Annotated in this window: 11 protein-coding genes; 3 read left to right on the forward strand and 8 right to left on the reverse strand. The window is 71.3% G+C overall.

What is annotated here, in order from left to right:
• The first annotated feature begins 72 nt into the window (after window positions 1-72).
• Both LN042_RS26065 and LN042_RS26070 read left to right on the forward strand, forming a co-directional pair.
• A complete protein-coding gene (locus LN042_RS26065) occupies window positions 73-1,281 on the forward strand; it encodes an MFS transporter (RefSeq protein WP_230053867.1) in 1,209 nt (402 codons plus the stop codon).
• Window positions 1,278-1,841 (forward strand): Uma2 family endonuclease, encoded by a 564-nt coding sequence (locus LN042_RS26070; RefSeq protein WP_230053814.1) that lies wholly within the window; start codon window positions 1,278-1,280, stop codon window positions 1,839-1,841. The genes LN042_RS26065 and LN042_RS26070 overlap by 4 nt, the downstream gene beginning before the upstream one ends.
• A gap of 50 nt (window positions 1,842-1,891) precedes the next feature.
• Here LN042_RS26070 and LN042_RS26075 read toward each other — a convergent pair whose 3' ends face one another.
• From LN042_RS26075 to LN042_RS26105, 7 genes are all read right to left on the reverse strand, one after another.
• Window positions 1,892-3,169, reverse strand: coding sequence for a thymidine phosphorylase (locus tag LN042_RS26075; protein WP_230053815.1), 1,278 nt, complete (start codon window positions 3,167-3,169; stop codon window positions 1,892-1,894).
• A 172-nt stretch (window positions 3,170-3,341) separates the two neighbouring features.
• Entirely contained in the window at window positions 3,342-3,743 is a 402-nt protein-coding gene (locus LN042_RS26080; protein ID WP_308191872.1) for a cytidine deaminase, read from the reverse strand.
• Entirely contained in the window at window positions 3,740-5,020 is a 1,281-nt protein-coding gene (locus LN042_RS26085) for an ABC transporter permease (RefSeq protein ID WP_230053816.1), read from the reverse strand. The genes LN042_RS26080 and LN042_RS26085 overlap by 4 nt, the downstream gene beginning before the upstream one ends.
• Window positions 5,017-6,210: an ABC transporter permease gene (locus tag LN042_RS26090; RefSeq protein WP_230053817.1), complete on the reverse strand. Its 1,194-nt coding sequence runs from the start codon at window positions 6,208-6,210 to the stop codon at window positions 5,017-5,019. Before LN042_RS26090 ends, LN042_RS26085 begins: the two co-directional genes overlap by 4 nt.
• Before the next feature lie 5 nt (window positions 6,211-6,215).
• Window positions 6,216-7,985: an ABC transporter ATP-binding protein gene (locus LN042_RS26095; RefSeq protein WP_230053818.1), complete on the reverse strand. Its 1,770-nt coding sequence runs from the start codon at window positions 7,983-7,985 to the stop codon at window positions 6,216-6,218.
• A 292-nt stretch (window positions 7,986-8,277) separates the two neighbouring features.
• Window positions 8,278-9,339, reverse strand: a complete 1,062-nt coding sequence (locus LN042_RS26100; RefSeq protein WP_230053819.1) for a BMP family lipoprotein — start codon at window positions 9,337-9,339, stop codon at window positions 8,278-8,280.
• Between the two features lie 327 nt (window positions 9,340-9,666).
• Window positions 9,667-10,863: an amidohydrolase gene (locus LN042_RS26105; RefSeq protein ID WP_230053869.1), complete on the reverse strand. Its 1,197-nt coding sequence runs from the start codon at window positions 10,861-10,863 to the stop codon at window positions 9,667-9,669.
• Between the two features lie 501 nt (window positions 10,864-11,364).
• On the opposite strand from LN042_RS26105, the gene LN042_RS26110 reads away from it, so the two are divergent.
• Window positions 11,365-13,458 (forward strand): S53 family peptidase, encoded by a 2,094-nt coding sequence (locus LN042_RS26110; protein WP_230053820.1) that lies wholly within the window; start codon window positions 11,365-11,367, stop codon window positions 13,456-13,458.
• A gap of 73 nt (window positions 13,459-13,531) precedes the next feature.
• Here LN042_RS26110 and LN042_RS26115 read toward each other — a convergent pair whose 3' ends face one another.
• The gene (locus tag LN042_RS26115) at window positions 13,532-15,106 is read right to left on the reverse strand and encodes an acyl-CoA mutase large subunit family protein (RefSeq protein ID WP_230053821.1); all 1,575 of its coding nucleotides are present in this window, start codon (window positions 15,104-15,106) and stop codon (window positions 13,532-13,534) included.
• Window positions 15,107-15,118: the final 12 nt, after the last annotated feature.

Below are 15,118 nucleotides of genomic sequence, written 5' to 3' on the forward strand. Positions count from 1 at the left end.
TCCAGGTGATCCGCAACGCCGGCCGACCCCCACCCTCAGGCCGACCCACGCCCCCAGGCCGACGCCCGCCTCCTGCCCGGACAGCGCGACTTCCGCCGCTCCAACCTGGCGCTCTTCGCGGCCGGTATCGCCACCTTCGTACTGCTCTACTCCACCCAGGGCCTGCTGCCGCTGCTCGCCGCCGACCTCTCGCTGACGCCCGGTCAGGCCAGCTGGACCGCCTCCGCCGCCACCCTGGGTTTGGCGCTCGGCCTGCTGCCGGCCAGCGCGCTCTCCGACCGTTTCGGCCGCACCGCGGTGATGACCGGCTCGATGGTGGCCGCCTCGCTGATCGCCGTCGCGCTGCCGTTCGCACCCGGCCTCACCACCCTGGTCGCCCTGCGCGCCGTCCAGGGCGCGGCGCTGGCCGGGCTGCCCGCCACCGCGATGGCGTACCTGGCCGAGGAGGTGCACCCCAGTGCCCTGGCCTCCGCGATGGGGCTCTACGTAGCCGGCAACAGCATCGGCGGCATGGGCGGACGGCTGGTCGCCGGCTGGTCCGCCGCCGTCTGGGGCTGGCGCTGGGGCCTGGTCGCCTCGGCCCTGCTGGCCCTGGCCGCCACCGTGGCCTTCCGGCTGCTGATCCCGCCTGCGCGGCACTTCCGCCGCACCCCGGTGGACGCCCGGGCGCTGCGCCGCACCGTCGGCTCCCATCTGCGCAACCCGCTGCTGCTGCGGCTCTACGGCCTGGGCCTGCTCTTCATGGCGGTCTTCGGCGCGGTGTACAACACCGTCGGCTTCCGGCTGATCGCCGCGCCCTTCCACCTGCCGCAGTCGGTGGCGGCCTCGATCTTCGTGGTCTACCTGGTCGGCACCGCGTCCTCGGCCGGCGCCGGCCGACTGGTCGCCCGCCTGGGCCGCCGCGGTGCGCTCTACACCGCGATCGGCTGCACCACCGCGGGCCTGCTGCTCTCCCTCACCGACTCGCTGCCCGGCGCCCTGCTCGGCCTGGTGCTGATCACGGCCGGCTTCTTCGCCGGCCACGCCACCGCATCCTCCGCCGTCGGTCGCACCGCCACCCACGGCCGCGCCCAGGCCTCCGCCCTCTACCTGATCGCCTACTACCTGGGCAACAGCCTCGGCGGCACCCTGGGCGCCGACGCCTACCACGCCGTCGGCTGGCCCGGCTCGGCGGCGGTCGGCCTCACCGCGATGGCCCTCGCGGCGGGCGTCACCCTCTACGCGACGCGGCGGGCGATTGCGGCCCGGCGGTCGGCGGCCGTGGGTACGCTTCCGGTATGAGCATGGAGGCCGCGACGTTCGCCAGGCTCCGCGAGATCGCTGACATGCTTCCGCAGTTCCCCGGGATGGGGAAGGTCGAGATCGCTGACGGGGAGATCGTCATGATGACGTCTCCGGTCCGGCGACATGAACGGGCCGTCCTGCAGATCGCCCGGCAGTTGAACGCCCAACTACCGACGACTCACCCGGGGTTCATCGCGCATCCTGGTGCCGATCTTGAGGATGCCGGCCTGGGTCTGCGCCGCCCGGATCTGATGGTCTTCGCCGAGGCTGCCCTGGACCTCGAAACCCCGGCGCTGCTGCCACCCGAGGTGCTCCTGGTCGTCGAGGTCGTCTCCCAGTCGAACCCGGAGAACGACTACCACGGCAAGGTCCGCGACTACGCCGCCACGGGCATCCCGCACTACCTCCTGGTCGATCCGCGCGACGGCACCGGGATCGTGCACTCCCAGCCCGACTACACCGCGCCGGAGAAGTTCACCTTCGGCGACCGGATCAGCGTCGGCCCGTGGACGATCGACACCGGCGAGCTGATGACGTACGGCGCTGGCCGCAACTGACCCCGGCGGCGTTCGGCCGGCAGCCGCCGACCGAACGCCGAGGTTCCGCCTCAGCCGATCCGGTCGAGGATCAGCGGCGTGCGGGTGTACTCCGTGCCGACCGGGGAGACCTCGATGCCGCCGGCCAGCGCCTCGATGGCGTAGTCGAAGCGCTCGGGGGTGTCGGTGTGCAGGGTGAGCAGGGGCTGGCCGGCGGTCACGGTGTCGCCCGGCTTGGCGTGCATCTCGACGCCCGCGCCGGCCTGCACCGGGTCCTCCTTGCGGGCCCGGCCGGCGCCGAGGCGCCAGGCGCAGACGCCCACCGCGTAGGCGTCGAGGGCGGTCAGCACACCGGTGGCCGGGGCCGGGATCACGTGCCGCTCCTTGGCGACCGGCAGCGGCGCGTCCACGTCGCCGCCCTGTGCGCTGATCATGCGGCGCCAGTGGTCCATCGCCGAGCCGTCCCGCAGGGCGTCGGCGGGGTCCTTGCCCTGCACCCCGGCGGCGGCCAGCATCTCCCGGGCCAGCGCGACCGTCAGCTCGACCACGTCGGCGGGACCGCCGCCGGCCAGCACCTCGACCGACTCGCGGACCTCCAGCGCGTTGCCGGCGGTCAGGCCGAGCGGGGTGGACATGTCGGTGAGCAGCGCCACCGTGTTCACCCCGGCCCCGCGGCCCAGGCCGACCATGGTGCGGGCCAGCTCCTGGGCGTCCGCCAGGTTCTTCATGAAGGCGCCGGAGCCGACCTTGACGTCCAGCACCAGCGCGCCGGTGCCCTCGGCGATCTTCTTAGACATGATCGAGGAGGCGATCAGCGGGATCGCCTCGACGGTGCCGGTGACGTCCCGCAGCGCGTAGAGCTTCTTGTCGGCGGGGGCCAGCCCGTCACCGGCCGCGCAGATCACCGCGCCGGTGTCCTCCAGCACCTGGAGCATCTCCTCGTTGGAGAGCAGCGCCCGCCAGCCGGGGATCGACTCCAGCTTGTCCAGGGTGCCGCCGGTGTGGCCGAGGCCGCGCCCGGAGAGCTGCGGCACGGCGGCACCGCAGGCGGCGACCAGCGGGGCCAGCGGCAGGGTGATCTTGTCGCCGACGCCACCGGTGGAGTGCTTGTCGCTGGTGGGCAGGCTGAGCCCGGAGAAGTCCATCCGGACTCCGGAGCGGATCATCGCGTCGGTCCAGCGGCTGATCTCGCGCAGGTTCATCCCGTTCAGCAGGATCGCCATGGCCAGTGCGGACATCTGCTCGTCCGCCACGACACCGCGGGTGTAGGCGTCGATCACCCAGTCGATCTGATCATCGGTCAGCTCCTGGCGGTCACGCTTGGCGCGGATGACGGAGATGACGTCCATGGCTTGGCTCCAGGGGAAGGAAGGGGGCCCGCCGGGACCCCGTAAAAAGCGAGGAACGCGTGGGGCGGCCACTGCTCGGCCGCCCCACGCGTCACTCTACGCGCGTCACAGTACTGCTGACTACAGGTGTTCCGCAGTACTGCCGACTGCGGCCACTCCGGCGTGTCACCGGCTACAGCCGCTCCGGACCGAAGGCGTCGGGCAGCACCTCGGTCATCGGCTTGATCCCGCTGGGCAGCTCGACCAGCAGCTCCGGACCGCCGTGCTCCCAGAGCAGCTGGCGGCAGCGGCCGCACGGCATCAGCAGCTGTCCGGCGCCGTCCACGCAGGTGAACGCGACCAGTCGGCCGCCGCCGGACGCGTACAGCGCGGAGACCAGCCCGCACTCGGCGCACAGGCCGAGGCCGTAGGAGGCGTTCTCCACGTTGCAGCCGGTCACCACCCGGCCGTCGTCGACCAGCGCCGCCGCGCCGACCGGGTACTTGCTGTAGGGGGCGTACGCCCGGGACATCGCGTCCCGGGCCGCGACCCGCAGCCGCTCCCAGTCGATCGCCGCCTCCTGGGGCACCGTCACTTGCCCTGGCCCTTCCGGTAGATCTGGCCGTCCGCCTTCGGCATCCGCAGCCGCTGGGCCGAGAGCGTCAGCACCACCAGGGTGATGATGTACGGCGAGGCGACGATCAGCGGACGCTCCACGGTACTGGTGGTCGCGTACCAGAGGGCGAGCGCACCCGAGGCCACCAGGGTGGCCGCGGCACCGACCCACTTGCGCCGGTACAGGTTCCACAGCCCCAGCAGCGCCAGGACGATCGCCAGGACCAGCAGCAGCACGTGCACCGAGCTCGGGTCGCGCAGCTGCAGGCTGTCGGTGAAGCCGAACAGGCCCGCACCGGTGGCCAGCCCGCCGGGCAGCCAGTTGCCGAAGATCATCGCGGCCAGACCGATGTAGCCGCGGCCGCCGGTCTGCCCGTCCTGGTAGACGTTGGCCGCGACCATCGACAGGTAGGTGCCGCCCAGACCGGCGAAGGCACCGGAGACGATCACCGCGATGTACTTGTACTTGTAGACGTTGACGCCCAGCGACTCGGCCGCGGTCGGGTTCTCACCGCAGGAGCGCAGCCGCAGGCCGAAGGAGGTCCGCCAGAGCACGAAGTAGCTGGCGACCAGCATGGCGACCGCGATCAGCGTCACCACCGAGAGCTCGGTGACCAGACCGCCGAGCACACCGGCCAGGTCGGAGACCACGAACCAGTGGTGCTTCTCGATGCCGTCCAGCCACTGCGACAGGTGCTGCACGGTGATGGTCGGCAGCGCGGCGGTCGGCGGGGACTTGGAGGCACCGGCGCCGGCGCTCACGTAGTCCGTGTAGTAGATCCGGTTGACGTACAGGCAGATGCCCGGGATCAGCAGGTTGATGCCGACACCGGAGACGATGTGGTCGACGCCGAAGCCGACCGTGATCACCGCGTGCAGCAGACCGCCGAGGGCGCCCGCCGCCATGCCTGCCAGCAGGCCGACCCAGGGGTTGACCAGGTAGCCGGTCCAGGCGCCGGCGAAGGTGCCGGCCACCATCATGCCTTCGAGGCCGATGTTGACCACGCCGGCCCGCTCGGACCAGAGGCCGCCGAGGCCGGCCATGCCGATCGGCACCGCGGCACCGAGGGCGGCGGAGACCTGGCCGGAGGAGGTCAGGCTGTGGTTGCCGGTGATCATGCCGACCACCGAGAACAGCACCAGGGCACCGGCCGACAGCAGCAGCACCATCGGCCAGGTGAGCTTCTTCTTGGTCGGCTTCGTGCCGGGGAACGCCGACTTGCGGATTCGTTCGGTGTAGTTCGTGAGGTCGGTCATGCCGCCACCTCCTTCTTCGCCGCCGCGGCGGCCTGAGCGGCGAGCTGGGCGCCGACCTTCTGCTGCTGGCGCTTCAGACCGAAGCGGCGGACCAGCTCGTAGGCGACGACCACGCAGATGACGATGGTGCCCTGCATGACGTTGGCGATCTCCGGCGGGTAGTTGTTCGTCGACAGCTGCCCGTTGGTGGCGTCCAGGAACGCCCAGAGCAGGGCCGCGAAGGCGATCCCGACCGGGGTGTTGCGACCGAGCAGGGCGATCGCGATGCCGGTGAAGCCGACGCCGGCCTGGAAGCTCTGGCCGAAGTAGTGGCCGGTGTCCGCGGACAGCAGGTCCGGCATGCCGATCAGACCGGCCAGCGCACCGGAGATGCACATGCTGGTCAGCACCATGCGCTTGACGTTGACACCGCTGGCGCCGGCCGCTTCCTCGGAGCGACCGGTGGCCCGCAGGTCGAAGCCGAACCGGGTGCGGCTCAGCACCAGCTGGAACAGCACACCGATCAGCACCGCGACGATGATGAAGCCGTAGAGCTGTCCGCCCTGGGTGTTGAGGGTGAAGAAGTCGCTGGACGGCGCCATCATCTTGGTCTGGACGCTGTTGCTGCTGCCGCCGCCGCCGACGCTCGGCACGAAGCGGCCCGGCACCAGCAGCAGGCCGATGACGCCGGTGGTGATCGCGTTCAGCATGATCGTCGAGATCACCTCGCTGACCCCGCGGGTGACCTTGAGGACACCGGCGATGGCCGCCCACAGGCCGCCGACCAGCATGGCGGTGATCAGCACCAGCGGGATCTCGATGAACGACGGCAGGTTGACCGCGCCGCCGACGAAGGCGGCGAAGAGCGCGGCCAGCCGGTACTGGCCGTCGGCACCGATGTTGAACAGGTTCATCCGGAAGCCGAAGGCCACCGCGACACCCGCGATGTAGTAGGTGGTCGCCTTGTTGAGGACGGCCACCTGCCCGTCGGAGGTGCCGAGGCCGTAGTTGCCCATCAGGCTGAACGCCTGGAACGGGTCCTTGCCGGAGATGGCCAGCAGCAGCGAGCTGATCGCGAACGCGATGACGACGGCCAGCACGGGTGCCGCGATGGCCAGCAGCAGTCGCTCGCGGTCGATCCGCTGGAACCGGCCGCGCCTGGGGGCGCCTCCCAGCCCGAGGCCGGGGGAGGGTTCGGTCGAAGTGGTCATGTCGGTCACTCCCCCGCCTGAGCGTCGTCGCCGGCGGTGTCGGTGGTGGTGGCGTCCTCGCCGGGCACGTCCTCGGCCACGACGGCATCCTCGGTCACAGCCGCAGTCGCAGCCGCACCCTCGGTCACGGCCGCACCCTCGGCCGCGACGGCAGCCTCGGCCGTGCCCGCGTCCTCGGTCACGGCCGCAGCCTCGGTCACAGCCGCACCCTCGGCCGCGACGGCAGCCTCGGCCGCAGCCGCGTCCTCGACCACGGCGGCGGCCTCGGCGACGACCGCCGCCTCGGCGAGCGCCTCATCGGCGGACTCGATGCGGCCGGCGGCCGCACCGGTCATCGCGGTGCCGAGGTCCTCGGCGGTGACGGTGGCCGGGTCGGCGTCCGCGACCAGCCGGCCGCGGTAGATCACCCGGATGGTGTCGGAGAGGCCGATCAGCTCGTCCAGGTCGGCGGAGATCAGCAGCACCGCCAGCCCCTCCTGCTGCGCCGCACGGATCTGGCCCCAGATCTGCGCCTGGGCGCCGACGTCCACACCGCGGGTCGGGTGGGCGGCGATCAGCAGCTTGGGGTTGTGGCTCATCTCGCGGCCGACGATCAGCTTCTGCTGGTTGCCGCCGGAGAGCGAGGCCGCGGTGACCTCGATGCCCGGGGTGCGGACGTCGTACTCGCGCACGATCCGCTCGGTGTCGCGGCGGGCCGCGGCCGGGTCCAGCACGAAGCCCTTGGAGTTGGGCGTCTCGGTGACGTGGCCCAGGATCCGGTTCTCCCAGAGCGGGGCCTCCAGCAGCAGGCCGTGCCGGTGCCGGTCCTCCGGGACGTAGCCGATGCCGGCCTCGCGGCGGGCCCGGGTGAGCTTGCCGGTCAGGTCCTGGCCGTCCAGCACCACGGTGCCGGCGTCCAGCGGCAGCATGCCCATGATGGCCTCGACCAGTTCCGCCTGGCCGTTGCCCTCGACCCCGGCGACGCCGAGGATCTCGCCCTTGCGGATGGTCAGCGAGACGTCGTCCAGCACCACGCGCTCGATGCCCTCGGCATCCGCCTTGGCGATCCGCAGGCCCTCGACCTTGAGCATCTCGACGTCGGTGACCGTGGACTCGCGGCTCTCCGGGCTGGGCAGCTCGCTGCCGACCATCAGCTCGGCGAGCTCGCGGGCCGTGACGCTGCCGGGGTCGGCGTCGCCGACCGTGGTGCCGCGGCGGATCACCGAGATCGCGTCGGCCACCGAGAGGACCTCGTGCAGCTTGTGCGAGATGAAGATGACGGTGACGCCCTCGGACTTGAGGTCCCGCAGGTTGTCGAAGAGCGCGTCCACCTCCTGCGGCACCAGCACCGCGGTGGGCTCGTCCAGGATGAGGATCCGGGCGCCGCGGTAGAGCACCTTGAGGATCTCGACGCGCTGCCGGTCGGCCACGCCCAGGTCCTCGACCAGGGCGTCCGGGCGGACTCCGAGGCCGTACTGGTCGGAGATCTCCTTGATCTTCGCCTTGGCCCTGGCACCGATGCCGTACAGCTTCTCGCTGCCGAGGACCACGTTCTCCAGCACGGTCAGGTTGTCGGCCAGCATGAAGTGCTGGTGGACCATGCCGATGCCGCGGGTGATGGCGTCGCCGGGGGTGGCGAACTCGACCTGCTCACCGTTGATGGTGATGGTGCCCTCGTCCGGCTTCTGCATGCCGTAGAGGATCTTCATCAGGGTCGACTTGCCGGCGCCGTTCTCACCCATCAGGGCGTGCACGGTGCCGGTGCGCACGGTCAGGTTGATGTCGTGGTTGGCCACGACTCCGGGGAAGCGCTTGGTGATGCCGCGCAGCTCGACGGCCGCGGCCCCCGCGCCGGGGTTACCTCCCTTGCGCAGGGAGGGGGTGGATGCGCTGATGGCGGTCTCCTGGTGGTGGCGGGCGCGTCCTTGCGCCGGGGAGGGCCGGGGGGTGTGGTGCGCGGCCGACGGGGAGGGGCGGCGCGGGGGGTGGCGGAGACGGGAGGGGCCCGGCGGAGTGCGCTCGCGCGCGACCCACCGGGCCCCTCCCTTGCTACCTACTGCTCGGTGCTACTGCTGTGGCGGATCCGGATCAGCCGGCCGGCGGAGCGGTCGGGATCTGGGTCGCGCCGGAGACGATCTGCTGGGTGGCGGCGTCCAGCTTGGCCTTGATGTCGTCGATGTGGCCGCCGGTGGTGGCCAGGCCAACACCGCCCGACTTCAGGTCGAAGCGCTGGACGCCGGTCTCCGGCGTGCCGTTCTTGACGCTCTGGATGTACGAGAACACCGCGGTGTCCACGTTCTTCACCGCGGAGGTCAGGATGGAGTTCTTGTACGCGGACAGCGCGGTCTGCTTGGCCTGGTCGGAGTCGACACCGATCACCCAGGCGCCCTGCTTGGCGGCCACGGCCTGGATCGCACCGGTGCCGGAGGCGCCGGCGGCGGCGTAGATCACGTCATCGCCCTTGTCCAGCTGGCCCTGGGCCGCGGACTTGCCCTTGGCCGGGTCGCTGAAGCCGGTGAAGTCCGGCGGGGTGGTCAGGTAGGTCACGTCGACCTTGATGTTCGGGTCGACGGAGGCCACACCGGCCCGGTAGCCGGCCTCGAACTTCTTGATCAGCTCGGACTGCACACCGCCGATGAAGCCGACCTGCTTCTTCTGGGTCTTGAGGGCGGCGGCGATACCGGCCAGGTAGGAGCTCTGCTGCTCGGTGAACTCCAGCGAGGTCACGTTGGACGGCTGGGTCGGCGAGTCGGAGTCGATGATCGCGAACTTGGTGTTCGGGTGCTCCTTGGCGACCTTCTCCACCGCGCTCTGGTAGACGAAGCCGACCGCGATGACCGGGTTGTAGCCGGCGTTGACCAGCTGCTCCAGGCGGCTCTGCTTGTCCGAGTCGGACTCGCCCGGCTTGGCCTCGGCCTCGTTGGTGGTGATGTTGAACTGGCTCTTGGCCTTGTCCAGACCGGCCGCGGCCGAGTCGTTGAAGCCCTGGTCGCCACGGCCGCCGACGTCGTAGGCCATGCCGACCTTGAGGCCGGAGCCACCGGCGGCGGAAGAAGAGGTGCTGGTGCTCTTTGCGCCGCAAGCGGCGAGCGAGGCGATGCCCAGGGAGCCCGAGAGCACCACCGCGGCGAGCTTTACTGAACGGCGCAAGGGAATATCTCCTTCTACACACCCGTTTGGCGTGATCGGACGCCACCGTAACGCGCGTAGAACACGGTTGTGTCACGGAGCGGGACGCCACTCGGGTTGTTATCAAAACGTGGCGCGACGCCCAGCGGACACACCGGGCGCCAACCGATCGCCGAGTCTCCCACACAACGCCCGGGGAGTTCGCCCCCCCGGTTGCCCAACGGTTCCCGGACCCCTGCGTCCGGAAAGGCGCCCCCTTAATAAAGGCGCTGAAGGCGCGCCGCCGGCCACCGGGCGAGCGGCGGCCCTCCCCCACCGGCGGGCCGGGCGGTCAGGCCCGGCCGGCGCCTACACCTCCGCGTGCTCCAGGGCCAGCGAGCCGAACAGCTCCACCCCGATCCCGATCGCCCGCTCGTCCACGTCGAACCGGCCCTGGTGCAGGTCGCGCACCTGGGTCTCGTCCGGCGCCCTGACTCCGAGCCGGGCCAGCGCGCCCGGCGCGTGCTCCAGGTACCAGGAGAAGTCCTCACCGCCGAGCGACTGCTCGGTCGGCTCCACGACTTCTTCACCCCGCACACCGAACTGCCGCGTCATCGCCGTTTCCAGCTGGGTGATGGACGCCGCTTCGTTCACCACCGGCGGGACACCGCGCCGGTAGTCCAGGCTCACCTTCGCCAGATAGGTCTCGGCCATCTTGGTGACCAACTCGTGCAGCAGGTCCGGCGCCTCGTGCCAGCCGGCCAGCTCCAGGCAGCGCACCGTGCCCTCCAGCTCGGCGTGCTGCGGGATCACGTTGGGAGCCGAGCCGGACTCGATCCGGCCCCAGACCAGCGAGACGCCCCAACGAGGGTCCATCCGACGGGCCAACGCGCCGGGCAGGTCGGCGGCCAGCCGGGCGACCGCGGTGACCAGATCGGTGGTCAGGTGCGGGCGGGCGGTGTGGCCGCCGGGGCCGTCCAGCCGCAGCAGCACGGCGTCGGCGGCCGAGGTGATGGCGCCGGTGCGCAGGGCGATCCGACCGACCGTCACCTTGGGGTCGCAGTGCACCGCGAAGATCCGCCCGACCCCGGCCATCCCGCCGGCCGCGATCACGTCCAACGCGCCGCCGGGCATCACCTCCTCGGCGGGCTGGAAGATCAGCCGCACCGGCCGGGTCAGCCGCCCGTCCCGCAGCGCCTCGGCCAGCACCAGCGCGGTGCCGAGCAGCACCGTGGTGTGCACGTCGTGCCCGCAGGCATGGGTCACCCCGGGGACGGTGGAGCGGTACGGCGCCTCGCTCTTGGCGTCCTCGATGGGCAGCGCGTCGATGTCGGCGCGGAAGGCGATCATCGGGGCGCCGGGGTCGGCGGTGGGCGGGACCAGGTCGACGATCAGCCCGGTGCCGCCGGGCAGCACCCGGGGTGTGAGACCAGCCGCGACCAGACGGTCGATCAACTTGCCGGTGGTGCGGAACTCCTGACGGCCCAGCTCGGGATGGCGGTGCAGATCGCGGCGGAAGGCCACCAGCTCGGCCTCCAGCGCCGCCACCCGCGAGCGGAGCGTCATTGTCTGAGGAACGTTCACCTCAACAAGACTATGGCGCCGAGCCGAGTTTGGCCGGACTTCGGCCGAATCCCGCCCCGATTCGGCGCATACGCGGCCGGCAGGTGGGTATGACGTCACGTTTCAGCCGCCTCCTTCCCACGCGGACGCCCGGGTGATGAACCTGTGCAACGAGGCGGGCCGCCGCAGGTAACGGCTGGTCAACCGGGCCCGGCGGCACCGGGTGGCGGGCCTGCCACGCGATGGTGACCGGCGCGTATCGGCATGCGGACGGCCAGGTCATGTACTGGCAAAGAATTCAGGCGAAGTCTTGAGCTTCGGCCATTCGAACCAATAGACAACGTCCGCACAGTCATACTCCGCACCGCCGACCCTCCCTCAGGAGCCCGGTCGCCGGGGCGATCCGTCCTGCCCGCGTCCCGGCAGCGCCTACAAAGTGCGGCCACGGCGCAGTCACCCGCTGCCCCGCAGTCGAGGTGACCCAAGTGAGAGTGGGGAACCCACGTGCCAGCCAATCGCAGCCGGCTCTCCCGGATAACCGTGGCGGCCCCGGCCGCCGCCGCCCTCGTCCTGGGAACGATCGCCGTCGCCACCCCGGCGATCGCCGACTCCAACCCGTCGGGGCCCGTCACCGCCAAGGCACTGCCGGGCACCCACCCGGACTGGGCCACCCCGCAGGCCGACACGGGCGCGGTGCCCGCGGGCACCGCCGCCACCGCCCGGATCTACCTGGCCGGCCGTGACCAGGCCGGTCTGGACGCCTTCGCCAAGGCCGTTTCCGACCCGAACTCGCCGCAGTACGGCCAGTTCCTCTCGGCCGACCAGGTGCAGTCCCGGTTCGGCACCAGCCCGGAGCAGGTCAAGGCCGTCAGCCAGTGGCTGACCGGCGCCGGCCTGAGCATCACCGAGACCAACCAGCACTACATCCAGGTCAGCGGCACCACCGACCAGCTGACCCGGGCGCTGGGCACCCAGTTCCGCAACTACCGCACCCCGGACGGCGTGCACAAGGCCCCGGCCGCCGACGCGGTGGTCCCGGCCCAGGTCGCCGCCGACGTGGCGGGCGTCTCTGGCCTGGCCGACTCGGTGCAGAAGGCCACCTCGAACGCCGTCTCGCAGTCCGCCGCCGAGTCCGCCGGCCAGTCCGGTGCCAAGGCCGCGACCGCCGGCCGGCAGACCTCGCTGCCGACCGACCCGACCTGCTCGGACAACGGCTTCGGCTCCAAGATCGCCTACGGCGCGCCGCAGGGCTACGAGAAGAACGAGCCCTTCGCCCCCTGCTCCTACGTGCCGAGCCAGCTCCGCAAGGCCTACGGCGTCACCAAGTCCGGCCTGACCGGCAAGGGCGCCCGGGTCGCCATCGTCGACGCCTACGGGCTGGGCACCATGGAGGCGGACGCCGACCACTTCTCCGCCGCCCACGGCGACAAGCCGTTCGCGCCGGGCCAGTACTCCGAGGTCGTCACCCCGGACCAGTGGCAGCACCAGGCCGACTGCGGCGACTGGTCGGGCGAGGAGGCGCTGGACGTCGAGATGGTGCACGGCCTGGCGCCGGACGCCAACGTGGTCTACGTCGGTGCCAACTCCTGCTACGACCAGGACCTGACCGCCGCGCTGAACAAGATCGTGGACAACCACCTCGCCGACATCGTCTCCAACTCCTGGGGCGAGATCATGCACGGCAAGAGCGGTGACCTGGACCCGGGTGTGATCGCGGCCGACAACCAGGCGCTGGAGCGCGGCGCGGCCGAGGGCATCACCTTCATGGCCTCCGCCGGCGACTGCGGCGACAACTCGCCGACCGCCGCCGCGACCGGCGTCAACTGCCAGGCCGACACCAACCAGGCGCAGACCCAGTGGCCCTCGGCCTCGCCGTGGATCACCGGCGTCGGCGGCACCGCCCTGGAGCTGAAGGACAAGTCCGGCAGCTACGGCCACGAGGTCTCGATGGGCGACCGCCGCTCGGTGCTCTCGACCGACCAGCAGTCCTGGACCCCGTTCCCCGGCAACTTCTACTTCGGCGGCGGCGGCGGTGTCTCCAAGGACTTCCCGCAGCCGTGGTACCAGCAGGGCGTCGTCCCGAACAACATCTCCACCGTGGCGGCGGACGGCACCAAGTCGGCCACCCCGCTGCGCGCCACCCCGGACGTCGCGATGAGCGGTGACCTGGTGGCGGCCACCCTGGTCGGCTACACCCCGGCCGGCGGCGCCTACAGCGAGGGCGGCTACGGCGGCACCTCGGTCTCCTCGCCGGAGTTCGCGGCGATGATGGCCGACGCGATCCAGGCCCGCGGCGGCCGTCCGGTCGGCTTCGCCAACCCCTCGCTCTACGACCGGGCCGGCACCCGCGCCTTCAACGACGTCAACGACGCCGCGGTGCACACCGCGCGCGGCAACGTGGTGGACCTGGGCACCGTGGGCGGCGTGCTCAAGGTGCGCCTGTACAAGATCGGCGCCGACCAGGGCCTGGCGGCCGCCAAGGGCTACGACACCGCGACCGGTGTCGGCTCCCCGGGTGCCGGGTTCTTCAAGTCCTTCAGCCTGCGGCACGGCAACGCCCTGGGCCAGGACGACGACAACCAGGGTGACCAGCAGTAAGGCCGGTTGACCTGACGGGCGGGGCCCGCGACCGATCCGGTCGCGGGCCCCGTCGCATCGCTGCGACCGCGGGTCAGAACCGGTCGACCGGGGTGTAGGTGCCCCAGATCTCCCGCAGCGCGTCGCTGACCTCGCCGACGGTGGCCTTGGCGGCCAGCGCCTCCTTCATCGGGTAGAGCACGTTGTCGCTGCCCCCGGCCGCCTTGCGCAGCGCGGTCAGGGCGCGGTCCACCGCCGAGGAGTCGCGCTCGGCCCGCAGCCGGGCCAGCCGCTCGGCCTGCTGCGCCTCGATCGCCGGGTCGACCCGCAGCGGCTCGTAGGGCTCCTCGGCGTCCAGCTGGAAGCGGTTGACGCCGACCACGGTGCGCTCGCCGGAGTCGGTCTCCTGCTGGACCCGGTAGGCGGTGCGCTCGATCTCCGACTTCTGGTAGCCGTTCTCGATGGCGGCCACCGCACCGCCCATCTCCTCGACCTTCTCGATGAGTTCGACGGCGGCGGCCTCGAGCTGGTCGGTCATCGCCTCCACCACGTAGGAGCCGGCGAACGGGTCGACGGTGGCGGTGATGTCGGTCTCGTAGGCGAGCACCTGCTGGGTGCGCAGCGCCAGTCGGGCCGACTTCTCGGTGGGCAGCGCGATGGCCTCGTCGAAACTGTTGGTGTGCAGCGACTGGGTGCCGCCGAGCACCGCGGCGAGCGCCTGGACGGAGACCCGGACCAGGTTCACCTCGGGCTGCTGGGCGGTGAGTTGGACGCCGGCGGTCTGGGTGTGGAACCGCAGCATCTGCGACTTGGGGTTCTTGGCGCCGAAGGTGTCACGCATCAGCCGGGCCCAGATCCGCCGTGCGGCACGGAACTTGGCGACCTCCTCGAGCAGCGTGGTGCGCGAGACGAAGAAGAACGACAGCCGCGGCGCGAAGTCGTCCACGTCCATTCCGGCGGCCACCGCGGTGCGCACGTACTCGATGCCGTTGGCCAGCGTGAAGGCGATCTCCTGCGCGGGGTTCGCCCCGGCCTCGGCCATGTGGTAGCCGGAGATGGAGATGGTGTTCCACTTGGGGATCTCGGCCCGGCAGTACTGGAAGACGTCCGCGATCAGCCGCAGGCTCGGCTTGGGCGGGAAGATGTAGGTGCCGCGGGCGATGTACTCCTTGAGCACGTCGTTCTGGATGGTGCCGGTGAGCTTGTTCGACGGCACCCCCTGCGACTCGCCGACCAGCTGGTAGAGCAGCAGCAGCAGCGAGCCGGGCGCGTTGATGGTCATCGAGGTGGAGACCTCACCCAGCGGGATGCCATCGAAGAGCACGCCCATGTCCTCGATGCTGTCGATCGCCACGCCGACCTTGCCGACCTCGCCGGCCGCGACCGGCGCGTCCGAGTCGTACCCCATCTGGGTCGGCAGGTCGAAGGCGACCGACAGGCCCGTGGTGCCGTTGGCGATGAGCTGCTTGTAGCGCGCGTTGGACTCCGCCGCGGTGCCGAAGCCGGCGTACTGGCGCATGGTCCACGGCCGTCCGGTGTACATCGACGGGTAGACGCCGCGGGTGAAGGGGTACTCCCCGGGCACGCCGAGCCGCTCGATCGGCTGCTCGGGACCGTAGAGGGGGTCGATCAAGAAGCCGGACTCGGTACGGCGTGGTTCGGGCGCCATGGGAGGAACCTC

The sequence above is a fragment of the Kitasatospora humi genome (genome assembly GCF_020907985.1).
GTDB lineage: Bacteria > Actinomycetota > Actinomycetes > Streptomycetales > Streptomycetaceae > Kitasatospora > Kitasatospora humi.

Excerpts from the sequence above, each read along its gene's own strand:
- LN042_RS26115 (WP_230053821.1), bottom strand. The coding sequence starts at position 15,106 with ATGGCGCCCGAACCACGCCGTACCGAGTCCGGCTTCTTGATCGACCCC.
- LN042_RS26070 (WP_230053814.1), top strand. The coding sequence starts at position 1,278 with ATGAGCATGGAGGCCGCGACGTTCGCCAGGCTCCGCGAGATCGCTGAC.
- LN042_RS26085 (WP_230053816.1), bottom strand. The coding sequence starts at position 5,020 with ATGACCGACCTCACGAACTACACCGAACGAATCCGCAAGTCGGCGTTC.
- LN042_RS26075 (WP_230053815.1), bottom strand. The coding sequence starts at position 3,169 with ATGGACGTCATCTCCGTCATCCGCGCCAAGCGTGACCGCCAGGAGCTG.
- LN042_RS26105 (WP_230053869.1), bottom strand. The coding sequence starts at position 10,863 with ATGACGCTCCGCTCGCGGGTGGCGGCGCTGGAGGCCGAGCTGGTGGCC.
- LN042_RS26090 (WP_230053817.1), bottom strand. The coding sequence starts at position 6,210 with ATGACCACTTCGACCGAACCCTCCCCCGGCCTCGGGCTGGGAGGCGCC.